The organism is Ruegeria sp. AF8 (assembly GCF_056541825.1).
Genome location: NZ_JBQFYW010000015.1, coordinates 1 through 24,680, shown reverse-complemented (window position 1 = coordinate 24,680; position 24,680 = coordinate 1). Strand labels below are relative to the sequence as shown.

19 protein-coding genes, 1 tRNA gene and 1 pseudogene are annotated in these 24,680 nt (G+C 61.7%); 9 read left to right on the top strand and 12 right to left on the bottom strand.

The annotated features are described in order from the left end of the window. Positions 1–42 precede the first annotated feature (42 nt). From ACR0AO_RS19050 to leuB, 7 genes are read right to left on the bottom strand one after another with little or no spacing between them, the layout of a single operon-like run. Entirely contained in the window at positions 43–1,569 is a 1,527-nt protein-coding gene (locus tag ACR0AO_RS19050; RefSeq protein WP_480607089.1) for a trimethylamine methyltransferase family protein, read from the bottom strand. After that, complete coding sequence (locus ACR0AO_RS19045) at positions 1,566–2,909, bottom strand: MmgE/PrpD family protein (RefSeq protein WP_480607086.1); 1,344 nt, start codon at positions 2,907–2,909, stop codon at positions 1,566–1,568. The genes ACR0AO_RS19050 and ACR0AO_RS19045 overlap by 4 nt, the downstream gene beginning before the upstream one ends. Before the next feature lie 10 nt (positions 2,910–2,919). Next, positions 2,920–3,963: an Ldh family oxidoreductase gene (locus tag ACR0AO_RS19040; protein ID WP_480607083.1), complete on the bottom strand. Its 1,044-nt coding sequence runs from the start codon at positions 3,961–3,963 to the stop codon at positions 2,920–2,922. A gap of 13 nt (positions 3,964–3,976) precedes the next feature. Continuing rightward, positions 3,977–5,458 carry an aldehyde dehydrogenase gene (locus ACR0AO_RS19035; RefSeq protein ID WP_480607080.1) on the bottom strand — a complete coding sequence of 494 codons (1,482 nt, stop codon included), beginning with the start codon at positions 5,456–5,458 and terminating at the stop codon, positions 3,977–3,979. Then, positions 5,446–7,059 carry a 5-guanidino-2-oxopentanoate decarboxylase gene (locus ACR0AO_RS19030; RefSeq protein ID WP_480607078.1) on the bottom strand — a complete coding sequence of 538 codons (1,614 nt, stop codon included), beginning with the start codon at positions 7,057–7,059 and terminating at the stop codon, positions 5,446–5,448. Before ACR0AO_RS19030 ends, ACR0AO_RS19035 begins: the two co-directional genes overlap by 13 nt. After that, on the bottom strand, positions 7,056–8,738 hold the full coding sequence (locus ACR0AO_RS19025; protein WP_480607076.1) for a GMC family oxidoreductase: 1,683 nt from the start codon (positions 8,736–8,738) through the stop codon (positions 7,056–7,058). The genes ACR0AO_RS19030 and ACR0AO_RS19025 overlap by 4 nt, the downstream gene beginning before the upstream one ends. Continuing rightward, positions 8,735–9,817 carry a 3-isopropylmalate dehydrogenase gene (gene leuB / locus ACR0AO_RS19020; protein WP_480607073.1) on the bottom strand — a complete coding sequence of 361 codons (1,083 nt, stop codon included), beginning with the start codon at positions 9,815–9,817 and terminating at the stop codon, positions 8,735–8,737. The genes ACR0AO_RS19025 and leuB overlap by 4 nt, the downstream gene beginning before the upstream one ends. Positions 9,818–9,918: 101 nt before the next feature. Between leuB and ACR0AO_RS19015 the strand changes: the two genes are divergently transcribed. The 5 genes and pseudogenes from ACR0AO_RS19015 to ACR0AO_RS18995 all read left to right on the top strand — a co-directional run. Next, positions 9,919–10,809: a LysR family transcriptional regulator gene (locus tag ACR0AO_RS19015; RefSeq protein ID WP_480607070.1), complete on the top strand. Its 891-nt coding sequence runs from the start codon at positions 9,919–9,921 to the stop codon at positions 10,807–10,809. Between the two features lie 306 nt (positions 10,810–11,115). After that, a tRNA-Met gene (locus ACR0AO_RS19010) sits at positions 11,116–11,192 on the top strand. A 242-nt stretch (positions 11,193–11,434) separates the two neighbouring features. Continuing rightward, the gene (gene parA, locus ACR0AO_RS19005) at positions 11,435–12,070 is read left to right on the top strand and encodes a ParA family partition ATPase (protein WP_480607068.1); all 636 of its coding nucleotides are present in this window, start codon (positions 11,435–11,437) and stop codon (positions 12,068–12,070) included. Between the two features lie 271 nt (positions 12,071–12,341). Next, positions 12,342–13,004 carry a L,D-transpeptidase gene (locus tag ACR0AO_RS19000; RefSeq protein WP_480607066.1) on the top strand — a complete coding sequence of 221 codons (663 nt, stop codon included), beginning with the start codon at positions 12,342–12,344 and terminating at the stop codon, positions 13,002–13,004. A 619-nt stretch (positions 13,005–13,623) separates the two neighbouring features. Beyond that, a pseudogene (locus ACR0AO_RS18995) lies at positions 13,624–13,838 on the top strand (IS110 family transposase); the annotation flags it as partial. A gap of 92 nt (positions 13,839–13,930) precedes the next feature. Here ACR0AO_RS18995 and ACR0AO_RS18990 read toward each other — a convergent pair. The 4 genes from ACR0AO_RS18990 to ACR0AO_RS18975 all read right to left on the bottom strand — a co-directional run bounded on the left by ACR0AO_RS18990 (position 13,931) and on the right by ACR0AO_RS18975 (position 19,079). Then, complete coding sequence (locus ACR0AO_RS18990) at positions 13,931–14,836, bottom strand: LysR substrate-binding domain-containing protein (protein ID WP_480607064.1); 906 nt, start codon at positions 14,834–14,836, stop codon at positions 13,931–13,933. Positions 14,837–14,905: 69 nt separating this feature from the next. Beyond that, a complete protein-coding gene (locus tag ACR0AO_RS18985; RefSeq protein ID WP_480607061.1) occupies positions 14,906–16,249 on the bottom strand; it encodes an MmgE/PrpD family protein in 1,344 nt (447 codons plus the stop codon). Beyond that, positions 16,249–17,439 carry a pyridoxal phosphate-dependent aminotransferase gene (locus tag ACR0AO_RS18980; protein WP_480607059.1) on the bottom strand — a complete coding sequence of 397 codons (1,191 nt, stop codon included), beginning with the start codon at positions 17,437–17,439 and terminating at the stop codon, positions 16,249–16,251. The genes ACR0AO_RS18985 and ACR0AO_RS18980 overlap by 1 nt, the downstream gene beginning before the upstream one ends. Beyond that, positions 17,439–19,079, bottom strand: a complete 1,641-nt coding sequence (locus ACR0AO_RS18975) for a thiamine pyrophosphate-dependent enzyme (RefSeq protein ID WP_480607056.1) — start codon at positions 19,077–19,079, stop codon at positions 17,439–17,441. The genes ACR0AO_RS18980 and ACR0AO_RS18975 overlap by 1 nt, the downstream gene beginning before the upstream one ends. A 199-nt stretch (positions 19,080–19,278) precedes the next feature. On the opposite strand from ACR0AO_RS18975, the gene ACR0AO_RS18970 reads away from it, so the two are divergent. Then, the gene (locus ACR0AO_RS18970; RefSeq protein WP_480607053.1) at positions 19,279–19,572 is read left to right on the top strand and encodes a hypothetical protein; all 294 of its coding nucleotides are present in this window, start codon (positions 19,279–19,281) and stop codon (positions 19,570–19,572) included. 239 nt (positions 19,573–19,811) lie between these two features. On the opposite strand, the gene ACR0AO_RS18965 is transcribed toward ACR0AO_RS18970, so the two are convergent. Next, entirely contained in the window at positions 19,812–20,834 is a 1,023-nt protein-coding gene (locus ACR0AO_RS18965) for a GlxA family transcriptional regulator (protein WP_480607310.1), read from the bottom strand. Positions 20,835–20,864: 30 nt separating this feature from the next. Between ACR0AO_RS18965 and ACR0AO_RS18960 the strand changes: the two genes are divergently transcribed. The 3 genes from ACR0AO_RS18960 to ACR0AO_RS18950 form a co-directional block, all read left to right on the top strand. Then, positions 20,865–22,811: an acetoacetate--CoA ligase gene (locus ACR0AO_RS18960; RefSeq protein ID WP_480607050.1), complete on the top strand. Its 1,947-nt coding sequence runs from the start codon at positions 20,865–20,867 to the stop codon at positions 22,809–22,811. Positions 22,812–22,827: 16 nt separating this feature from the next. Beyond that, on the top strand, positions 22,828–23,757 hold the full coding sequence (bcoG, locus tag ACR0AO_RS18955) for a 3-dehydrocarnitine:acetyl-CoA trimethylamine transferase BcoG (RefSeq protein WP_480607047.1): 930 nt from the start codon (positions 22,828–22,830) through the stop codon (positions 23,755–23,757). Then, positions 23,754–24,680, top strand: a 927-nt coding sequence (locus ACR0AO_RS18950) for a 3-hydroxyacyl-CoA dehydrogenase NAD-binding domain-containing protein (protein WP_480607045.1), incomplete at its 3' end; no start/stop codon positions are given. The genes bcoG and ACR0AO_RS18950, both read left to right, overlap by 4 nt.

The window sequence follows — 24,680 nt, the reverse complement described above, 5'->3', positions numbered from 1 at the left end:
CTTTGGGAAGATGCCTCGCGGTTACGTGAATAGTCGCACATGTCACAGCCGGATGGGAAAACGCGCGCGGATTTCCTGGTCGATCCGCGCCGGGATATGGTCCGGGCAGGGGGCCGACAGCAGCTCGCGGGTCCGCGACCGGGCGCGTTCAAGCAGATCCTTGTCCGGCGCGGCTGCCCAGGCCTGGGGCGTACGGCGGTCTGCGAGCGCGGGATAGAAATAGTCGTCCTGCATCCGGCTCAGGGTCTGGTCGTGGCCGAGGAAGTGTCCGGCCCCGCCGACGCAGACGTCGCGGATCGTCTCCAGCGACAGGGTCTCGCGGGTAACCTCGAAACCACGCGTGGCCCGCATGACCGATCCGATCAGGTCATTGTCCAGAACGAAGCTTTCGAGCGAGCACCCCAGCAACGAGCCGTACATGCCCGCCGCCTCATAGATCAGGTTCGCCCCTGCCAATGACGCCAGCACCTCGGTATAACCCTTTTCGTATCCGGCCTGGAAATCCGGCATCTTGCTGTCGGTCATGCCGGCGCTGACCGCACAGGGAATGTCGTAGAACTGCGCCATCTGGGCACAGGCGGCCATCAGAAGGCCCTGTTCGGCGCTGCCGCCCGACATGGCACCGGTCCTGAGGTCGGACACGAAAGGCAACGCGCCGAAAGTGGCCGGGTGACCGGGGTTGAGCAGGTTGACATAGACGATACCCGCCAGAACTTCGGCTGTCTGCTGCGCGACGGCCCCTGCCAGCGGCGCGGGGCTTGTCGCACCGGCCTGACCGGCGGAAACGAGCTTGAGCGGAATGCCATGGCGCGCGGCGCATTCGATGACCCCGAGCGCCTCTTCGGCGAAGGTCAGCGGCGGCACGATGAAACAGGTCGAAACACAAACCGGCGGGCGCTGGCGCAGGGCGTCGGGGCCGCCTGCGATCATTGCGAACATGCCGACGGCCTCTTCCATCACCTCCGCCGAACCGAAGGACGTTCCGGTCGGCTTGGCGGTGCCTTTCAGACAGGCATAGGCGGTGTTGAGATCCATCTCGCGCGGGTCGTTCAGGTCGCGCGCGACAACCGTGCGCTGGAACATGTGGATGTTGGGCAGGGCATCGGCCAGCCGCGCCATGTCAAAAAGATCGCGCAGGGTGCTGTCCCTGATCTGGCCGGTTTCGCTGTCGATGATGTGAACGGCTGCGCCCGAAGTTCCGAAATATGTCCGCGTCCCGGACGGATCGATGTCATGCTCGGGCTTCTGGCCGTAGAGTTTGAAACCCCGCCCGGCGGTCGCAAGCACCCGGCGCACCATCGGTTCGGGCATGAGCAGCCTGCCATCCCCGGTCAGCTTGCCGCCCGCCGCGCAGATGGTTTCGACACAGCGCGCCGTTGCGCCTTTCACGCCGATCTCTTCCAGGATGCGCATCGCGACCTCGTCGATCATCCCGACTTCGCGCGCGGTCAGGGGCAGATAGCGCCCGCCTTCAATACCCGGCCAGATCGCCTTGGTCGGACCCGATCCGGCCCCGCCCGCGCGCTCTTGCATCAAGGCGGCCCGCCCGCCGCGTGTGCGTCTGGTCATCGTGAAGCCTCCATGAAGAACTGCGCTGCATCGGTGGCGTCTCGCCAGCCAAGAAGGCGCTGGAAATCGCGCCGGGAGCGCCCGGTGATGTCGCGGTATTTTTCCGCCAGATGATCGTTGCTCATCGGGTTCTGCGGCGCCCCCAGGGGATAGGCGCAGCTGGCCTGCAAAACCTCGCCATCCGCCATGGTGACGCTCAGCAAATCCGGCTGATCCGGGTCATTGTTCAGCCGGGGGTTGCGGGCTGGAACAGAGGCAATCGTACATAGGCCGACCAGACGGGCGACGTCGGGCCTGAGCCAGAAGCGCGCGGCGCTGTCGGCCAGTGTAAGCGTTCCGGCAACGATACTTTGCGCGACGCAGGCGGGGGCCGAAAACAATGCCTCGTTCCGGGACACGGGCCGGTCGAAGGGCAGGATCGCCTTGTGGAAATCGGGCATCTCGGTGTGAATGGCGGTAATCCGGTCCGGCCTGCCCCCGATAAGCGGGCGCAGCTCCAGCGCGGCGGTCATCAGCCGGTGGGTATAGCCGCAGGAAGGCCAGGGTTTCAGGATCAGGCCATATTCGGCAAGCGCAAAGGGATCGCCCAGCCGCGTTTTGAGACGGGCCAGACGTTCGGAGGAATGCTCGCCCATGAGGCCGGCGAAACCGCGCGGGCCGTCCAATACCGATGGTTGCCCGGTGGCTTCGCTTTGGGCCAGGAGCGCGGCTTCAAGACCGGCGCGGGCCGCGAAACCCGCCTGCAACGGCTTGGCGTTCGACCCGAACTGCACCGTATAGCCCACGGCCTGGCTGGTCGCGAGGGCGAGCGCATGGGAGGCCTGATCACCCGTCAGGCCCAAGAACCGGGACGCCGCCGCGGCAGCGCCGATCGTGCCAAGGGTTGCGGTCGAATGAAACCCGCGGGCATAGTGACCAAGGCCAACCGCCTCGCCCAGTCGCAGGATGATCTCGGCTCCGATGACATAGGCCGTGTTCAATGCGCGGCCCGAGGCGCGGCGCATGTGGGCGGCCGCCAAAAGCGTCGGCAAAAGAACCACTGTCGGGTGGGTGTTTCCGGGTTCTTCCCAGTCGTCGAGATCCCATGCATGTCCGGCCACCGACATCGCCAGCGCGGCATAGGGCGCAGGCAGGCGCGTTTCGGTTCCCGGCACGGGTATCTGGCCCGGGCCAAGCGGCACCAGCGCCTGCCGAACACGTTCGGCAACGTCGCTGTCTGACCCGGCCAGTATGCAGCCAAAACAGTCGGCTATCGCGCCCGCCGTGATCCGGTCGAGTTCACCGTCGGCCGGAACCTCTGTTCCGGCAATCCATTGGCCCAGAAAATCGCAAAGCTCCATCGTACCGACCTCATTCAACCCCGAGAGAGGCCGCCAGCGCCCCGATCTGGGCCCAGGTTTCCTCGGGAACGGCGATTACACCGCTGGCCGCCGCCCTGTGTTCGCGTTCCCGCTCGCCGGGGATTTCGACGCGGTCGAAACCCGGGGCCGGCGGGCAGGCCCGCATCTCGGACAGGATATCTTCGGCGACCGCCGTCAAGCGGCCGGCGGATTGGTGGCGGGTCGTATCGATGCAGATCAGCAACCAGTTGCATTCGGTTGTCACCGGACCCAGCATTGCTTCGGCGATCAGTTCCGCCATCAGCGCCAGCCCATAGCCCTTGTGTTCACCGAATGGCAGGATGGCGCCGCCGCCGAAATAGTCTTCGGGATCGCGCGTCGGCTTGCCGTCCCGGTCGATCACGCAACCCGCGGGCAGTAGGGCCCCGGCGGAACGCGCGGCATAGATCCAGCCGCCCGCGATTTTCGACGTCGCGAAGTCGAGCACGACCGGGCCTTTTTCGCCGCCCGGAATCCCGACGCACCAGGGATTGGTCGGCAACATCGCGCGCGCGCCGCCATGGGGGGCGACCTGCCGCCATTTCCGCCGGTTCCCACCGCCCATGACGACGGACAGAAAGCCCTTGTCCGCTGCCGCCTCGGCAAATGCGCCGTGTCGCCCCGTGTGGCCCGCGTTGCGCACCACCAGGGCCGATATGCCGTTGTCGCGGGCCAGCCGACAGCCTTCGTCAAAGGCCAGTTGCATCGCCGGAATGCCGATTCCGCCTTGCCCGTCCACCTCATGTGCGCCTGTCGGGGTGACACGGCAGACCGGTTCCGCATCGGCCCTGAGATAGCCTGAGCGGAACTGTTCTGCATATTGCAGCGTCCGCATCAGACCGTGGCTTTCCATACCGCACAGGCTGGTGTCGACCAGATGCGCGGCCACTTGTTGCGCCACGTCCCGAGTGACGCCCAGCGCCGTGAAGATGGCCGCGGCCCGTGCGGTGGCCTCGGCGGCGGTCACGGGGACCCGTCCACCGCGCAGTTCAAGCTTGGAGCGGATTTGCGGCATGGCTCGCCTCCTTTCAGGCCGGAAAGGGGTCGGGCTGGCGGGGATCGGTCGCCAGCCACACCGACCTCGTCTGCAGGAAGGCCCGCATGCCTTCCCAGCCGTTTTCGCGGCCGTATCCGGATTGCTTCCAGCCGCCGACGGGGCTTTGCGTCGCCGCGTTGAAATAGTTGTTGATATAAACGGTGCCCGCCTCGATCCGGCTGGCCATGCGCATGGCGCGCGTCACGTCGCGCGACCAGATACCGGCGGCAAGGCCATAGATCGTGCCGTTGGCCCGCGCGATCACCTCGGCCTCGTCGTCCCAGGCTTCGGTGGAAACGACCGGGCCGAACACCTCGTTCTGCGCCAGATCCGAGCCGTTCGGAACATCGGCAAAGATCGTCGGGCCGATATAATAGCCCCGTTCGCGGCAGGCAGTGCGCCCATCCAGCAGCAACCTGTGCCCCGCCGCCTCGGCGGCACCGATGCGGGTGAGGATGCTTTCGTAATGCGGGCGGTTGGCGATGGGACCGATCTGCGCGCTCGGGTCGTCGGGCGGGCCGACGCGGGCCTTTTGCACCACCCGCACGAGGCGGCTGGTGAAGTCGTCCATCACGCTGCGATGCACCAGAAGCCGCGAACCCGAGATGCAGCTTTGCCCGCCCGCGGGAAATATGCCCGCAGCGATGCCGTTCACGGCCAGATCCAGATCGGCGTCGGGCAGCACGATCTGGGGCGACTTGCCGCCCAGCTCCATGACCAGCGGCTTGACCTGCCGCGCGGCGGCGGTGGCCACCACGCGCCCGCCCCGGGTGCCGCCGGTGAAACTGACCATGCGCACGTCGGGGTGATCGATAAGGGGCTCTCCGGTGGTTTCGCCAAAGCCGGTTACCACGTTGACGACGCCGGGGGGCAGCTCTGCCTCGGCCAGCACCTCCATCAGTTCCAGCACCGAACACGAGGCCTGTTCCGATGGCTTGATCACCACCGTGTTGCCCGCCGCGAGACAGGGGGCGAGTTTCCAGATCAGCGTACCGATGGGCGAGTTCCACGGCAGGATGACCGCCACCACGCCATAGGGTTCCCAGGTCTGATAATTGTGCATGTCCGGCACTTCGGCCGGGATCAGCCGGCCTTCGAACTTGTCGCAAAGACCCGCGTAATAGTGCCAGCTGTCCACCTGCCAGCCGCCCGCCTTCAATCCCGGCGCGATATTCGGCAACCGGCCGTTGTCGCGCAGCTCGACGGCACCCAGCCGGTCGGCATGGGCGCTGATCACGTCGCCGACGCGGCGCAGGATCCGCCCGCGTTCGGCGGGCATCATCCGACGCCAGGGGCCATCATCAAAGGCGGCCTTCGCCGTCGCCACCGCACGGTCCACATCTGCCGCGCGGCAATCGGGCAATCTGGCCCAGATCTCGCCCGTTGCGGGGTTCTCGCTGTCGAAATACCCGCCCCCGGCCGGATCATGCCAGTCGTTTCCGGCGAAATAGCGAAATGTACTCAGTTCAGCCATGCATCGCTCTCCCTGACTACGATCAGCGTCGGCCGGTCCGCCGCAAGCGCCTGGGTGAAGGCGTTGGTAAAGGCCTCGGCGCTTTCGGCATGGACACCGTTGCAGCGGCAGGCGCTCGCCAGCGCCACGAAATCCGGGTTGATCCCCTCGACGCCAACGCGTTCGATGTCGCGCAGATCCATATCGTCCTGGATTTGCTTGAGCCCGCCGTTCTCCCAGATGATGACCGGCAGCGAAAGCCCAAGCTCGGCCGCGGTCACAAGTTCGGGCATCGTGAACATGAAACCGCCATCGCCCGCCAACACCACGACAGGCGTCCCGGGCCGGGCCATCCTGGCGCCGATGCCGTTGGGAAGGGCATTGCCGAGGGCGCAAAAGCCTGCCGGATAGAACCATTGGCGCGGGCCGGGCAGGTCAAACCCGAAAGCGCCGGTATAGACCAACTGACAGGCATCGCCGGAAAAGACGGTTTCCGGCGGGGCGGTTTGGCGTATCAGGTCAAGAAGTTTCTGATGCCGCTTTTCGGACGGGGATAGCGCCGCCCTGACCGCCGCGCGAACCGCTGCGACCTCGGCCTCGGCCACTTCGCGCCGCTCTGTGCCGTCATGGCCCGCAAGCGCGGCGTTCAGCGCCGCCACCGCGGGGCCGGCGTCGCCGATGATTCCCAGTGTGGCCGGGTAGAAATCGTTTATCTTGTGCGGGTCGATATCGACGCGGATCAGAGCGCCGTTCAGCTCCAAGCGCTCGACGAAACTGTCGGTTTCCGCCAGTTCGGTGCCAACGGCAAGAATCACATCGGCCTGCGCCAGATAATCCCGCACCTCGCCGCGTACCGTCGATCCGGTCAGGTGTAGCGGATGGCTGTCCGGCACGATGCCCTTCCCGGCGGTCGAAGAGACCACCGGCGCGCCCAGCCGTTCCGCGATCCCGGTCAGGTCCCGACCCGCCGCCGTGGCCCCGCCGCCGATCATGATCAGCGGGCGGCCGGCGGATACCAGCATGCGGGCCGCATCCCGGATCAGATCGGGCGCGGCCTGTGGCCGGCGCGGCAGCGGCACGGGCTGCCAGTCTTCCTCGACAATCTCGGCCTGAACGTCGAGCGGCAGCGAGATGTGAACCGGGCGCGGACGGCGGCTGGCGAAGATCGAGAAGGCCTGTGCCATCAGTTCGGGCACGTCTGTGGCCTGCTGGGCCGTGACCGACAGCGCGGTCAGCGGCTCGGTCACGCGTTTTTGCTCGGTGATCTCGTGCAGCACACCCCAGCCCTTGCCGATGGTGCGGCTGTCGGGCTCGGCCGAGATCAGCAGCATCGGCAGGCTGTCCGCATAGCATTGCCCAAGCGCCGTCGACGCATTGGTCACACCGGGGCCGGAAATCACCACCGCCACGCCGACCTCGCCCGTTGCCCGCGCCCAGCCTTCGGCCATGAACCCCGCGCCCTGCTCGTTGCGGGCCTGAACATGCCGGATCGCGCCGGAATTGCCGCCGCCGGTCAATCCCCGGCACAGGTCGAGCGTGTGCACACCGGGTATTCCGAACACGGTCGTGACTCCGTAACGCGCAAGAAGGCGCATCGTGGCTTCTCCACATGTCATGCTCATGGGGTTTCCTCTTCTGGATATTCGGCGGGCGGGGGTGGATGCCCGAGGATCATGTCGGCGGCCTTTTCGGCCATGGCGATCACGGTCGCGTAGAGATTGCCGGTGATCTGCGTCGCCATCGCCGAGGCGTCGCAGACCCGCAGACCGTCGATACCACGCACTCTCAGTTCTGCGTCCAGCACCGCCATCGGATCGTTGCCGTGCCCCATGCGCGCGGTGCAGGCGGGATGGTGACCGGTATAGGCGGTCTGCCGGATTGCGGTAATGATCTCGTCCTCTGTTCGCGCTTTGGCCCAAACACCCAACTCTCCGGTCAGGTATTGCGCGATCTGCGGCTGTGCCATCACCTCGCGCATCACCTTCACGCCGCGCACAAGTTCATCCAGATCGCGCCGATCGGAAAAATAGTTCGGGTCAATGAGCGGGTGCGCCAGCGGGTCGGCGCTGGCCAGACGCACCGTTCCCAGTGAGCGGGGCCGTTCCTGGTTGATGTCGATTTGAACGCCGGGCCGGGCCAGCTTGCATCCGCGCACCAGAAGCCGCCGTCCGAGGCGCTGCATCAGTGGCGCGCGTTCATGCGCGCCGTTGCCGATATTCTCATCCACCACCATCGGCGTCATGAAAACCTCGAGTTCCGGCAAGGACGGATCGTCGAAGGCGTGAAACAGCACCGTCGAAAAGAAGGCGCCGCCGCCGGGTCCGCCGCCATTCACCAGCCAGCGTGCCATCAGCGCTGCCGCCTTGTCGAGGCGCTGGTGCCGCGCATGGCAGAGATCTTCGCGGTCCGAGCCGTACCGGATCGGGACATCGGCATGATCGGCCAGATGCGCGCCAACGCCCGGCAGGTCGATAACGGGACGAATCCCGTGCGCCGCCAGATGATCCGCCGGGCCGATGCCGGACAGCATCAGCAATTGGGGGGTGCCGAAGGCCCCCTGGCAAACGATAACCTCGCGCGTCGCGCGGATCGTTTCGCCCGTCACTGTCCGAATTCCCACGGCGCGACCGCCCTCGATCACGATCCGGGCGGCATGGCGTCCCGCCAGCACGGTCAGGTTTCCGGGCCGCGACTTGAGATAGGCAATGGCCGCGGACTGACGCACGCCACGCGACACGGTGCTGTCGGTGCGCCCGACCCCGGTTCGGCGCGGGCCGTTGAAATCGTCGATCTTGTCATGCCCGGCCGCGACGGCGGCGTCGATGAAGGCACGCTCCAGCGCGCCGAAATTTCGCGACGCCTCGGTCTTGAGCGGCCCGCACCGCCCATGCCAGACATCGCTGCGGTCGCGGGCGCCCTGGGCGCGGCGGAAATAGGGCAGCAGCTCACCAAAGCTCCAGCCATCCAGGCCCATCTGCTGCCAGCGGTCATAGTCGGCCGGCACGCCGCGCATATAGATCATGCCGTTGACGATCGAGGATCCGCCCAACGCCTTGCCGCGCGCGTAATAGATGGTTCTGCCGCCCAATGCGGGCTGAGGCACCGATGTATAGCCCCAATCGAGGCGCGGATTGCCGAAGACGAAACCATTGCCTGCCGGCATCCGGATGAACAGGTCACGCCCACGGCCGCCGGCTTCGATCAGACAGACCCGGTTGGATGCATCCCCGGCCAGACGCGCGGCAAGAACGCAACCGGCCGAACCGCCGCCCGCGATGACATAGTCAAACTCCCGCGTCATGCGGCCAGCTCGGCCAGGATCGCTTCGGTCACCTGATCCGTCGTCGACTGGCCGCCGATATCCGGGGTACGGGCACCGCCCTGGATGGCGCGCTCTACCGCGTTTTCGATATTGCGCGCGATATCAGGGCGCGCAAAGGAATGTTCGAACATCATTGCCACCGACAGAATCATGGCCACCGGGTTCGCGATCCCTTTTCCTGCAATATCGGGGGCCGAGCCGTGCACGGATTCGTAAATGCCCCGCGCCCGGCCATTCGGAGATCCGCACAGCGAGGCCGACGGCAGCATGCCCAGCCCTCCCGACACGATGGCTGCGAGGTCGGACAGAAAATCGCCGATCAGGTTGCAGCCCATCACCACGTCGAATCGCGCGGGGTTCATTGCCATCTGATAGGCGCAGTTGTCGGCATACAGATGGGTCAGTTCGACCTCCGGGTAATCCGCCGCGACCTCATCCACCACTGCGCGCCAGAGTTTGTAGCTTTCCATCACGTTGGCCTTATCCGCCGAGACCAGACGGCCGCGCCGCATCCGGGCCAGTTCGAAGGCGGCCACGGCCAGGCGCCGGATCTCGGCCTCGCCATACCCGGCGGTGTCAAAGGCATAGCGTTCACCGTTGCGGATCCGTTGCCCGCGCGGGGGCGCGAACATCACCCCGCCGCACATCTCGCGCACCACAAGGATGTCGCTGCCCTCTGCCCGGCCCGGTGCGAAAGGCGTTCGCCCGGCCAGAACGGGCCAGTGCCGCGCGGGCCTGAGCCCGGCATAGGCCGTCATCTCATGCCTCAGCCGCATCAGCCCGTCCTGCATTTCCGGGCCGCCGGGAACGCGGATGTCGTCCCATTGCGGGCCGCCGACAGCGCCGACCAGAACGGCGTCGGCGCGCTTTGCCGCACTGACCGTTTCCTCGCGGCAAAAGGTGCCGTGCACATCCCAGCAGGCCCCGTGAAGCAGGTCTTCGCGAATGTCGAGATCAATACCTTCGGCCTCGGCCGTGGCGCGGGCAACGGCCAGCCCGGCCATCAGTACCTCGGGGCCGATACCATCCCCGCCCAAGGCCAAGATCTGGTAGGTCAAGATCATTCCCCTCCCGCTTGGTTTGGGAAACGATATTCTCACATTTGCCTTGAAAACACGCTCAATCGGTGAACCATTAAAGTTCATTCAAGGAATGAATTATGAATCGCGAACCACTCCCTCTCCACCAGATCGCTGCCTTCGAGGCCGCGCTGAGGCACCTGAGTTTTACCCGGGCCGCCCGGGAATTGAACGTTCTGCAACCTGCCATCGGGCGCCAGGTTGCAGCGCTCGAAGCCCATCTCGGCGTGCAGCTTTTTCTGCGGACCAAGCCACGCCTGACATTGACGGAAGAGGGCGAAATCCTGGCCCTTTCGGTTGCACAGGGGTTCGATACGTTGCGCGGCGGTATCGAGGAACTGCGCGCGCGCGCGACGAATTTCGGAATCATCGTCAACGCCGCCATCGGCTTTACCAGTTTCTATCTTCTGCCGCGTCTGGCCGATTTCCAGGCGCGGCACCCGGAGATCCCGGTTCAGATCGTGACCCGCGACCAGAACCCAGATTTCGACCCCGCGCAATGTGACGTCGTCGTCACCTTCGACCGGCACGGGCTTGCGAACCAGCTATCCGGTTTTATCGCCCCCGAAACCACCATCGCGATCTGCCGATACGGCTATCTTCCCGACAACCGCCGGCTGGGTTTCGAAGATCTTGCCGCGCAACGCCTGCTGCGGATGAGCGGGCCGGCACATGGTGGCGACTGGGAGCGGTTTTTCGCAGATTCGGGGATCACACCTCCGACCCCCCCCGAATACGACCGGTTTCACAGCTATATGGTCTATCTGCGTGCGATCCAGAACGGTCTGGGCATCGGTATCGGCTGGCGCCCGCTGGTGGATGAATTCCTGATCTCCGAGGCGCTGGTACTGGCCTCGGATCACCACTGCAGGACCGACCGCGGGTACCATTGTTCCCTGACGCCGCGGGGCTCCGCAAAAGGAAATGCCCAGACGTTCCTTTCCTGGTTGTGCGGGACGTCGACACCCTGAAGGCGATTGGCCGGCAAAACGGTGCGATATCAAGCGGCGACGGCAATGAAAGGCGGTTCATCCCGGAACGCGTCAAACCCCACCCAATGCCGTCGGCGCGCGCATGGGAATCCGCCCTGCGCAAATTCCAGAAGCTGTCCCAAAATGCCGGTGTTGGGCACATGCGCCGCGACCGGACACCGGAGTATCTGGCGATCCGTCCTTTATACACGACCGGCGAATCCGGAATTGTCAGAGACATTGCCGGAACAGGGCTTTTTCCTCTTGACCCTTCCCGGCCCCTCGCTTACATGCCCTCTCACTCGTGGCGGAGTAGCTCAGTTGGTTAGAGCAGCGGAATCATAATCCGCGTGTCGGGGGTTCAAGTCCCTCCTCCGCTACCAATAATCTCAATGGCTTAACGAAACACTAGGCACCACAAAGAGCGTCCCTATCGATTCTGGGCGACATATGGGGAACAAAACGCGCTAGTTGGCCGACGTTTTTTTGCATTGAACCTCGAATTTCCAGGCCCTAACCGGCACGACGGTATTTCCCGCAATTTCTCTGCGGTAATTAGACACGTGCATCTTGGCGCTGCATGTGCAATGCTGCGTTGCAGCGTAGCTGCTAGGCGGAGGCTGGCATGACGGGGATTACAATCACTATCGCCCAACAGAAGGGTGGCAGTGGCAAGACCACACTGACGGCAAACCTGGCCGTTGGGCTAGCGGCAACAGGCCGGAAAGTTGCAATCATCGACACGGACCCGCAAGGAACGCTGGGCAGATGGTTTATGGCTCGTCGGGATTTAATGACCGATCCTGGAATGGAGTTTTCGACGTCTTCTGCCTGGGGTGTGGAATACGAGGCCGGTAAGCTTGTCAGGGATCATGACATTGTGCTTGTAGACACACCGCCTAAAGCAGACAGCGATTTACGACCAGCCTTGCGCAAGGCAGCGCTGGTACTGGTTCCGGTGGCTACCAGCCACGTAGACTTGTGGGCAACAGAAAGCGTTCTGGATCTTGCCCGGCGAGCAAGCACTCCAGCGATGCTGGTGTTGAATCGGACCCGCTCGGGCACAAGATTGGGTGCGGAAATAGCTGAGAAGGCCGCAGAAATCGACGCCGGGCTAGCGGATAAAACCTTGGCAAACAGGATATTGTATGCCGAAACGCTGGGACGTGGACTGGGTGTGCAGGATGCTGCACCAAATGGAGTAGCAGCGGCTGAGGTCGCCGCCTTGACCCAGGAAATTCTTACCGTCCTGTCAAAATAGATGGCGGGTGCTGGCCTTAGGCTTGTGCCGGCGGGAAGCGTAAACAAGAAACGGCTGAAATGCGGGCGTCGTTCCTGTCAATGTGCCGTTCGTTGCAATTCACGGAGTAAACAACCGAGCCAAAAAGGTCACAGGAATATTCTTGATCGGCCGGATGTACCAAATGTTACCCGGAAACTCTTGAAGCTTTTGCTGCTGGTGTCATTATGTTTCACCTTTGATTGCCGGGCCACAATATCGGCAAGGCATGATCGTGATTAGGATGGGACGTATGCTGACAAGACGCCATTTCATTCAGACAACCGCTGCGCTGTTCTCTGCGTCAACAGCCAGCCCTCTGATGGCCAATACAAGGCCCACCGGTTCGCAAAAGGCCGCTTGGGATGCCCGGGTGACGCCGCCCGGATATGACCCTGCGACAAGCAATCCATGGGGCGTGCATGAGCGTTTTCTTCCGCGCCGGGTCGAGGCGAACGATGGATTGGTTCCGGGTGACATTCATGTCGATGCCGTCGCCCGCTATCTCTATCATATCGAAGTCGGGGGAACCGCTATGCGCTATGGTGTCGCCATCGCGCGCGGCAACCTGTACGAGCCGGGAACTTACAATATCCGGCGCAAGGTTGAGTGGCCGAGCTGGACGCCGACGGCTTCGATGATCGAGCGCAACCCCGAATATGCCGAGTTCAGGAACGGGATGGAGCCGGGCCCCAACAACGCGCTCGGATCCCGTGCTTTCTACTTATACGTCGGAAATCGAGATACCTATCTGAGGATTCACGGCACACCGCAATCCAGAAGCATAGGTGGTCGGGCAAGCTCTGGCTGTGTCCGAATGATCATGGCTCATATCAACGATCTCTACCCTCACGTTAAGATCGGTTCGACCGCATATCTATATTCAGCCGAAGACAGCGTTTCCGCCCGATCATAGCGCCTCGCGGCGGTTGAACTGGGTCTGCCGCTTTGATCAAGCTTCGCGAGCGGCGCAGATCGGCGCGCCATTTGTTGCGCGCAAGGGTACCAGGGTCGTTTCGACAGGTCCGCGGTGTTCATACCAGAAACAATTATCCTCCGGCAAAAGGCGGGCGGTGGCCAAATCCTGCCCTGGGCCGGCCAAGGCCAGAACGGAGTCCGGGACTCTGCCAATCTGATTTGCTTTGACCCCGCCTCCGGATGATTGAGCAGAGCATCCTGCGGTGACAGAAAACAGCGCGATGAGGATCGCAATACGCTTTTGCATGTAGTTGTTCCGATCTAAATTTTGAATCGAGTGTCAGAACCTTGCATCCGGATTGATCGCCCGCAAGTTGGAATGGAGCTCGTTTTCGACGAAAGAACTCCGGGCCGTGGAAAAAACGTCGAATTGGTATTGAAGCTCTAGTTGCTGCAAGTCCTTTGTCCTGCGGACCGCGAAAATCCTTGATGTTCGTTCATGCCTTCCGATTCCAATAGCCTCGGTCCTTTTCATGATCAAAGCTCTGACAACACACGGGGCAGTCATTTTTGTGGCATTGGAGGTTGCAGCGACACCGTATTCGCCCGGACCCGCGGAGGTCCTGCACAACAGCTGGGACCAGAGCGATCCGATGGATGCCCAAGTCATCTTACACATGCAGGAGATCGACGCGGTTCAGTTCTTCCATGACCCGCTGGTCACCGGCACGGCGGACATCCAGAAGCTCTCCAAGACCCTTGAGATTGTCTCGTGCTCAAAGACCGAGCTTGGCACCGTATCCTGACGCATTACCTGCAACTGTACTTTCCCGGAACCGCACAAGGCGAATATCCTGACCGGGCCACCCTTTGATCCCGCCGGGAACCGTCTGCACGATAGCGGGCAGCCCGTTATGGACGCGGTCAGCCAAGATGGAACTCCTTCGTGCAGATGCGGAGAAGCCAGTTGCGGAACTGCGTGACGGCGCGGGATCCGTCAGCGCGATAAGAAGTCAGCAGGTAATAGGCGTTGCCCGTTGGCAGGCTGAGATCAAGCGGTGCGACAAGATATCCTTTGCGACGGCCTTCTTCCCCAAAGGGGCGGCGATCCATGGCCCAGCCCAAGCCGCTTTGGGCGGCCTGCAAAGCGTTTGAACGATTGTCCATCACAGCAACCGGTTTCCAGGATGTTTCACTTAGCCCGGCGGCTGAAAACCACCGACTCCACTCATTCACGTGGTGGCGGCTGCGGATCAGAGGTTCCGATAACAATTCCTCTGGTTGCGGAACCGAGCCGCGGGCCTCGAGATATTCCGGCGCGCAAACCGGTTGGATCACCTCGTCGAACAGTTTGACGCAACGTGCTTCCTGCGGTGGTTTGTCCGAGAACACGATGGCCATATCGACGTCACTGCCGCTAAGGGTGATCTCTTCGGGCATGGTGACGATATTGACCGAAACGTTGGGCGCGACTTCGCGCAGTTTCGGAAGTTTCGGGATCAGCCACATGTTGGCCAGCGACTGGTACATGTGAACCGAGACCGACTGGTTGCTTTTGGTGTCCGTGTATTCGGCAAATGCCGCGTCGAGCGAGTCCAGGGCCAGACGCACCGGTTCGTAGATCGCTTTTCCTTCCTCGGTCAGTTCAGCCGCCTGGTTGGCTCCGCGCTGCAACAGTGTTGTGCCAACAAACGCTTCAAGCGACCGAATCTGGTGGCTTACCGCTGACGCGGTGATGTTGAGCTCTTGCGCGGCTTCGACATTGCGGCCAAGCCGAACGACGGCTTCAAAAGCCCGGATGGCGGCAAAAGGCGGGATTTTGCGTGACATCTGAACACTCACGAAATGCTAATCAGCGGAACATAGGGTAATCCTTCTGAACGTCCCAGCCTTTTCCAGTCAGGGCGTTGAGGTGCACAGCGTCAGAAGATGTTGCAGTTCCCGCACCGTCAGGTGATCGAACCGCGCCGACAGGTCGTGGATGTCCCGGGCGCGCGCGCTGCCCAGAACCGGGTCCGCAAGCATGTGGAACTTGTCGGTGATTTGCTGATCGCTCAGCGGTATGTCTGCGTCGCCGCGCGGGGTGCGGGGCGCGTCCTCGATCCGCCTGCCGTCCTTGAGAATGATCGTCACCTGCGCCCAGCGTTTTTCTGTGCTGATGCGGGTCATTTCCGGGTCGTCAATCAGCTTGATGGCGCGGCTGACGCGCAGGATGTCCGGGTCTTTCAGGGCTGCGTCGGTCAACTCGGAAACTCCGACCTGACCGCGCACGATCATCGCCGCAACGGGAAAGGCGATGGCATAAGCGAACTCATCCTGATTTTGCGGCTCGTGCCCGGCCAGCCGGGTCGCATAGTGGAAGGTGCGTATTTCGACACTATCCACCTGTTCGTGCGTGAATCCGTGCTGCTGCATCATGTCATGCACAGAATCAAGCGACGGGTGCGCCCAGCGGCAGCAGGGATAAGCCTTGTAATGGGTGTGGTCTATCAGCCGCCAGCCGGTTCCCAGATCCGCCCAGAATTCCGCGCCGTCTTCACATTCGCAGGTCAGCGCCGGAGCGCCGGTGAACCCTTCCATCGCCAAATAGGCGGCCGTAACCCCCGAGGGTGCGCCCCAGCCAACACCATCGCGGACCATGGTGGGGTGGTCGATGCAGCGCATCATCTGGCTGCGGGGGCCGTGATATTCCCCGATCCCAGCGGCCTGGCGGATCTGTTCGGCATTGCCGCCCAGCAATTTGGCCCCGGCGGCGGCAACGCCCACGGCGGTCCAGGCGCCCGATGTGTGGTAATCGGCGCAGGTGGCGTGCTGTACCAGCCCGGCGCGGTACGAGATTTCATAGGCGGTGGCGAGGATTTCGGCAAAACGTCTGCCGTCGAATTCGCCCGGGCTGGCCTGCGCCATGGCGATCATCGCCGGGAAGATGGCCGAGCCCGCATGCCCCTTGCACGGCGTCGTGCCATCATGGGCGTCGATACTGTCTACGGTGAACGCCCCGGCCATAGCCGCGCCGACGGGGCTGACCGCGCCCCCGCCCATCAGCATCCTTGCCGATCCCGAGGTGCCAGAACCGAAAATCATCGGAGCCACCCGGCGGGCGATTCCCGACAATTCTGTTGTTGCCCCGACAGCGGCCACACCCATCGTATCGACAAATGATCGGCGCAGGGTCCACAGGGCGGCTTCGGGCAGATCGTCATAGGTCAGATCAGCGGCGAACTGGTCAAATCGAGGTGCCATCAGCGCAACTTCTCCACTGCGGTTTTCATACGTTTCAGACCTTCCGAGATTTTATCTTCCGACGTGGCTACCGACATCCGGAAAAACGGATCGCAGGCAAATCCCGGACCGGGAACCACTACGACGCCATGTTCCAGAAAAAAAGCTGCCAGTTCGGTGGAGCTTGTCAGTTTTCTACCTTCCGGCGTGGTGCGGCCCAACAACGCGCCGCAATCCGGCATCAGGTAGAACGCGCCGCCCGGCGTTTGTGTTTTCAGCCCGTCAATTTTGGCCAGACCAGCCAGTGCGAAGTCGCGGCGGAGCTGATAGGTGGCACACCAGTCCTTCAGAAACGCTTGCGGCCCGGTCAAGGCCGCCACGGTGGCCGCCTGACTGATCGAGCATGGCCCGCCATTGGTCTGGCTGAACAGGTCGCGTATACCGCTGGTCCACCATGCCGGGCCGCCAGCATAACCGATGCGCCATCCGGTCATGGCATAAGATTTCGACACGCCATTGACGGTCAGAACCCGTGATTGCAAATCCGGGGCAATTGCGGCCAGCGTCGCGAATTCCGCGCCATCGAAAATGATGTGCTCGTACAAGTCATCCGAGATTATGTTGACCTTGGGGTGCTGTCGCAACACCCCAGCAAGCGCCTCCAGTTCCGCGGCGGAATATACCGCCCCTGTGGGGTTGGAGGGAGAGCAGATCATCAACAAACGCGTCCGGGGCGTGATGGCTGCCTCCAGCGCGCCTGGCGTCAGTTTGAAGGCATCACCGGTCGTATCGACCAGCACCGGCGAGCCGCCGACCGCCTGCACCATCCCAAGATGAGACGCCCAGAGCGGCACGGGCAGGATCATCTCATCTCCGGGGTTCAACACTGCCTGAATGGCGGTTGCCAACAACGGTTTGGCGCCTGAGCAGACAATGATCTCCTGCGGAGTGAAAGTTAGCCCGTTGTCGCGGCGGAACTTTTCGATCACGGCTGATTTGACGGCACCGTTACCGTCGGTCGGCGTGTACCGGGTATCACCTGCCCGGATTGCCGCGATCCCGGCCCCGCAAATATGGGCGGGGGTGTCGAAATCCGGCTCGCCCACGGAAAAGTCGATCAGATCGACCCCGGCCTGTCGCATTTCAAAGGCCTTGTCGAAGACACCGATGATCGGTGACGGCGGCAGTGCTTGGACCAGATGGGACAGCATCACGAAGCCTCGGCCAGATCGTACAGTGTCAGGTTGGGGCCCAGGCTTTCCGGCCCGACCAGAACGTGAATGACAGCGGCTTTGCCCGATGCCAGTGCACGTTCCAGCGCTGGGGCAAACTCGGCGGTGGTTTCTACCCGTTCGCCAAGCGCGCCGTAACCTTTCGCGACAACAGCGAAATCGGGGTTGGTCAGCGAAGTGCCCGAGATGCGACCGGGGTGTTTGCGTTCCTGATTGGTGCGGATCGTGCCGTACATGCCATTGTCGACAATGATGAAAATCGGATTGAGGCCGTATTGAACCGCCGTTGCCAGCTCTTGCCCGTTCATCAGGAAATCGCCATCCCCGGCGATGTAGACGGCAGGTGCATGGGGTCGCGCCATCTTGGCGGCCACCGCCGCCGGAACACCCATGCCCATTGCCCCTGAAATGGGGGCCAACGCCCCCAGAAACTGTCGATAGTTAAAGTGAATATTGGGCCAGTCGGCGGCATTGCCCGCGCCGGTGGTCATGGTGGTCTCGGGCGGTAGGGTGGTGTTCAGAACACGCATCACTTCGGCCATATCCACCGGACCACGCTGGGCTGGCAGTGCCCGCATCGCTTCGTAATCCGCGCGCGCTCGGGTTGGCGAATGCCGTTTCGCGACAGGCAGCAGCGCCAGTGATTTCGCCGCCTCATTGGGGTCGGACAGAATCGGTAGGTCGGCCTGATAGAGCCGTCCCAAATCCTCGGCCCCCGGCAGGATATGAACAAGCTTGCACGCAGGCTGCGGTGACTGAACGAGGCTGAATTTCAGCGTGGTCCCGTCATTCAGCCGCGCCCCCAGGGCGATCACCAGATCGGCGGATTTTGCATATTCATTGGGCATGGGGTTGCCGCCAAAACCCAGATTGCCGATGAAATTCGGATGGTCATGAGGAAACAGCCCCTGACGCCGGAACCCAACCGCAACCGGAAGCCCGTGATCTTCGGCAAAACGGATTGCGGCGGCTTGTCCGTCTTCGGCCCAGCAGGTGCCGCCCAGCAACAGCAGCGGGCGCTCGGCAGCTGCCAAAAGCTCGGCCACCCGCTCCAGATCCTTGTGCGTGGGTGCGGGGGGCGTCAGTTTGACCTGCGGTAGATCGGCGGTGTCTGTCAATTCAGCCAGCATATCCTCGGGCAGCGCCAGCGCTACCGGGCCGGGGCGCCCGGACAGAGCTGTGCGGAAGGCGCGGTTGACATATTCCGGGATGCGGGCGGGGTCGTCGATTTCGGCGACCCATTTCACCATATGGCCCAGAAAGCGGCGGTAATCGACCTCCTGAAAGGCTTCCTTGTCGCGATGGGCGCGTGGAATCTGACCGATCAGCAGGATCAGCGGGGTCGAACCCTGCTGCGCCGTATGCACCCCGATCGAGGCGTTTGTTACGCCGGGTCCACGTGTCACGAAACACACGCCCGGCTTGCCTGTGGCGTCCGAGTACGCTGCCGCCATGAACGCCGCGCCCCCTTCCTGCCGGGTGGTGTAGTATTTCATGGTGTTCGGGCAATCGTGCATCGCATCGAGCGCCGCCAAATAACTTTCACCGGGGACGCCGAAAATGGCTTCGACGCCGTTGACCCGCAGCATGTCGATCAGAACCTGCCCGCCTGTCCGCATTGCGATTTCTCCTCTGTCAGAGTTCTTATGTTTCAGCCGGATCAAAAGACTGAAACTGAATTTTTCACATCAGGGTTGAGGGGAATTCACTCGGAAACCGGTATCGTCCGCTTAAACTGTGCGCCACCGGGCCGATCATCTCGGTTCTCAGGTCTCTACAGTGGTTTTGCGACAAACCACCCTGCAGAGGAGACCGGCTATGACCGAACCCAGTTTTGCACAGGCAGAACCTGTTTTGGTGGCAATCGATATTGCCAAGTCCCGCCACGAAGTGATTGCCAAGCCCCTGCATCTTGACGAAGTCAGGCATTGGCTCAGTGTTGCAGGATTTGGCTCGGGGACAGTTTGGTCCGCTCGCATTGCGGGTTCTCGAAAAGCTCACGGGATCATTTCCCACAATGATCTGGCCTTGATCCCTAAAGACCATCCGGGCGGCCACCGCCTTGGCAATACCCATCTCTTGCGTGACACACACCATGGTCAGCGCTGTTGATCTTTGTGTTTTCCTGCAGAAGCTGCACCGCTCTGAGGTTACCCGTTTTCCGGCAATCCAAATCCAATGCTTGCGATACAACCCTGACTGCACATGATCACCGGCCATCACGCTGAATTCCCCAAGTGAATCCCCCGGGCAGTTTGTGCAACAAAGCCATGACCCGATGGCTTCTACCTCGAAGATCTGCCAGAGGAGAGATCAGGAGATGTCCATTCCGTCGAAGCGGAACTGGGGTATCAGCGAAACGAGCTGATCGGTTTACCGAAGACCTTGGTGAATGAACGACCCAGCGCCGATCCGCAGGAAAATCCGCACCGCAAGGCGATCTGCTCGGTGCTCAGGCGTGTTTCCTGTGCCAGATATCGCGCGTGCTGAAGGCGATATAGCTTGTAGTACTTTCCGGTGGTCATCCCCAACTCCTGCGCAAAAGCCCGGTTCAGGGTCCGTTCCGACAAGGAAACGCGTTCGGCCAGCTCGAAGGTGGTCAGAGGGCGTTCGACATTCTCTGCGATGATGTTGAGCGCATTCAACAGTTTGGGCGATCCACGGTCGCGCAACCGGGCAGCACCTCGGCGACGATCTTTCTGGCGCGCGGCATCAAAAAGGAACATGCTTGAAGCATCGAAAGCGGCAGCCGGGCCAAATGTGCCCTGTATGAGATCGAGGATCATTTCCAACGCGGTGCTTGCACCACCGCATGTCATAAATGGCCCCGAACTCACAAATCGCGCTTTCGAAGTATTCACGTTTGGAAAAGCCTCTTCGAATGCATCCAGTTCCTGCCAGTGAATGGTTGCGCTGTGGCCGTCCAGGACCCCTGCTTCGGCAAGAAGCCATGATGCCATGTCCAGAGCCAGTACCCGCCGGGCATTGCGGGAGGCCTGCCGGATCATCGAAACCAATTGCTTATTGATCTGCTCGCGTACGCTATAGCCGGCCACCATCACAAGCATGCCCCTGGTCAGCTTCGGATCAAACCGTCTGTCCGGTGACAATTTCAGATTGCTGGAGCTGGTGACGGTCGAGCCGTTCAGGGTCGTGACTTCCCAATCAAGGTTTGCAAACATCGCGCGCATTTTGACGTCGCGCAAAGGCTCCATCGCGCTGGCAAGCACCATGTTTGAAAACCCGTCGAGCAAGAAAAACTCGAAACTTTCATGCAAGTTTGACGACAAATGTATTCCTCCTGACGAGAAATGTATCGAACTGGTTGAATTTTTGAAAGTAGCTTCGCGCCACCTCGTCGCTCGTCGACTCATAGTTCCTTCTTTACGGAAGCCTGTTGCCACATGCCGGATGCCGAACTTCTTTGGGAGCCCCACGTCGAGCAAGTTCTGCAAACACGGCTTGCCTCGTTTCAAAACATCGCAAGCCGTCAGGCAAGCACGGTGTTTCACACCCATGCGGATCTGCACCGTTGGTCCGTGGATCAGCCGGACAAATTCTGGCGTCTGGCGTGGGAGTTCTGCGGTCTGGTCGGCGACGCCGGAGACACTACACTAATCCCAGATGATGATCCCCTGAACGTCAGGTTTTTTCCGAATGCGCGTCTGAATGTTGTCGAAACCTTTTTGAAGAACCCCGACGACCGGGACGCCATCATCTTCTATGGCGAAGACAATCGCCGCCTGCAGTGGAGTCGTGCCGAGTTGAAGCACGAGGTCGAGCGACTGGCGGCTGCCCTGAAGGGTGCGGGAATTGTCGCGGGCGACCACATCGTAGGGTTTGTTCCGAATATGCCACAGACCGTGGCGGCCATGCTGGCCACAGCGTCGCTTGGCGCGGTTTGGTCGTCATGTGCGCCGGAAAGCGGGGCGGACGTGGTCGTGGACCGTTTTGGTCAGATCGCGCCCAAGCTGATGTTCGCGGCGGATGGTTATTTCTACAACGGCAAGGTCTTTGACACCCGTGAGACCATCGCCAATGTCGCCGCCCGGGTGCCAACGATCGAACAGGTCATTGTCTGGCCCTATGCGCAGGACGGGTCCGATCTGCCCGAAGGCATGACTTCGTATGACAGTTTCAAACCCGCTGAAGCGCCGCCGCTGGAATGCCGCCCGATGGGCTTTCGCGATCCGCTCTATGTGATGTTTTCCTCCGGCACGACCGGAAAACCGAAATGCATCGAGCATTCGGGCGGCGGGACATTGCAGCGCATGTTGGTGGAGCAACAGTTGCATTGCGATCTGCGTCCCGGCGACCGGATGTTCTATTACACCACCTGTAACTGGATGATGTGGAACTGGCAGGTTGCAGCGCTGGCTTCTGAGGCCGCAATCATCCTGTTCGATGGCAACCCAGCCTATCCGGGCATCTCGCGTCTGTTCGATCTGGTCGAGTCCGAGCAGGTTACCCACTTCGGAATCTCTGCGAAATTCATTGATGCTGCGCTGAAACGCGGCATTCGACCGGTCGACAGTCACTCCCTCTCCTCCCTTCGTGTGGTATTGTCGACCGGTTCTCCCCTGTCCCCTGACGGTTTTGCCCATGTCTACCGGGACTGGAAGTCGGATGTGCAGCTGGCATCGATCTGCGGGGGCACAGATATTCTAGGGTGTTTCATTGGTGGCTGCCCAACGCTGCCGGTTCATAAAGGCGAGATTCAGGCTCCGATGCTGGGTCTGGATATCGCCACGCTGGACAGTGACGGAAACCCGGTTGAAGGAGTGGCCGGTGAGTTGGTTTGCCGTAATGCACATCCCTCGATGCCGACGCGGTTTCTCAACGATCCGGGGCAGGTGCGCTATCGTGCAAGTTACTTTGAAACCTATGAAAACATCTGGCGCCAGGGTGATTTTACGATCCAGACCGAACAAGGCGGATATGTCGTTCTGGGACGGTCGGATGCTACGCTGAACCCAGGTGGCATCCGTATCGGCACGGCTGAGATTTATCGGCAGCTGGACAAGATCGAACAGATCGAGGACTCGGTCGTCGTCGGGCAGAATATCAAAAACGATGTGCGCGTTGTCCTGTTCGTGACCACACCCAAGGACGTTACCCTTGATGGCAATCTGGTCTCTCGGATCAAGTCCGAGATTCGCACCAACGCTTCGCCACGGCATGTCCCGGCAAAGATCATCCAAGTCGCGGAAATTCCGCGGACGAAGTCCGGCAAAACCGCCGAACTGGCTGTGCGCGACGCAGTCAACAACCAACCCATACGCGACCTGACCGGCCTCGCCAATCCCAGCGCGATAGCACAGTTCACAGACCATCCAGACCTCAAATGCTGATCAAAGGACACAAATCATGCCTCTCGCAATGAATCGTGAAGTTTTCATCACCTGTGCCGTCACGGGTTCGGGTGGCACTCAGGACAAGTCGCCGCATGTTCCACGCTCGCCCGAACAGATCGCGAACTCGGCGATCGACGCGGCCAAAGCCGGCGCCGCAGTGGTGCACTGCCACGTGCGCGACCCTGAAACCGGTGCACCTTCGCGCGATCTGGGTCTGTATCGTGAACTGACCGACCGTGTCCGCGACGCCGAGGTGGATGTAGTGCTGAACCTGACCGCCGGCATGGGCGGTGACATCGTTTTTGGTTCGACCAAAAACCCCTTCCCAGTCAACGAAGCCGCAACCGACATGATCGGCGCGTCTGAGCGGATGGCCCATATTGCCGAGTGCCTTCCGGAAATCTGCACGCTGGATTGCGGCACCATGAATTTTGCCGAGGCCGATTATGTCATGACCAACACCCCCGGCATGCTGCGGGCGATGGGTCAGATGATGACCGACCTGGGTGTGAAGCCCGAGATCGAGGCTTTCGATACCGGCCATTTGTGGTTTGCCAAACAACTGGTGAAAGAGGGCATTCTGGAACCCAATGCGCTGGTACAGCTGTGCATGGGCGTTCCTTGGGGCGCGCCAAACGACATCAACACATTTATGGCGATGGTCAACAACGTGCCTTCGGACTGGACGTGGTCGGCGTTCAGTTTAGGCCGTGACCAGATGCCCTTTGCCGCGCAATCGGTTCTGGCGGGCGGCAACGTTCGTGTTGGTCTGGAAGACAACCTGTTTCTGGACAAAGGTGTGCTGGCGACCAACGCCCAGCTGGTGGAACGCGCCGTTGGCGTGATCGAAGGCATGGGCGCAAGGATCATCGGCCCCGATGCCGTGCGAGAAAAGCTGGGCCTGACCAAACGCGCACCCGTCGCAAAAGGCGTCGCAGCATGAGCGCCGCCAAGAAAGCAACCATTGTTGGCGGCGGTGTTATCGGCGGGGGCTGGGTTGCCCGGTTCCTGCTTAACGGCTGGGACGTTTCTGTCTTTGACCCGGACCCCGAAGCCGAACGTAAGATCGGTGAAGTGCTGGCCAATGCGCGCCGCGCCCTTCCCGCGCTTTACGACAAAGCCATGCCTGCAGAAGGTACTCTGGCGTTTCATGACGACATCGGCGAAGCGCTGGCCGGCGCTGCGTGGGTGCAGGAAAGCGTTCCCGAGCGTCTGGACCTGAAACACAAGATTCACGCGCAGATTGGTGAACTTTCACCGGCAAATGCGGTGATCGGATCCTCTACGTCCGGCTTCAAACCTTCCGAGTTGAACGAACATGGTGGTCGTGTTGTCGTGGCCCATCCTTTCAACCCGGTTTACCTGTTGCCTCTGGTCGAACTGGTGGGCGACGCAGATACCTGCTCCAAGGCGTCTGACATTCTGCGATCGATTGGGATGTACCCGCTGACTGTGCGCAAAGAGATCGACGCCCACATTGCGGACCGCCTGCTGGAAGCGGTTTGGCGCGAGGGCCTTTGGCTGATCAAGGACGGCATCTGCACCACCGAAGAGCTGGATGAGGCGATCCGCATGGGCTTCGGTCTGCGTTGGGCGCAGATGGGCCTGTTCGAGACCTACCGTGTTGCCGGTGGCGAGGCAGGCATGAAGCACTTCATGGCGCAGTTCGGCCCCGCGTTGCAGTGGCCGTGGACCAAGCTGATGGACGTTCCCGAATTCACCGATGAGCTGGTCGATCTGATTGCCGGTCAGTCGGATGCGCAATCCGGGCACATTGAGCCTCCCCAACTGAACTGGTCCACCGTTATGTTTAGGAAACGGAGGACCAAGAATGGCAAACAAGAGACCGAAGCCGGAAGAGATTAT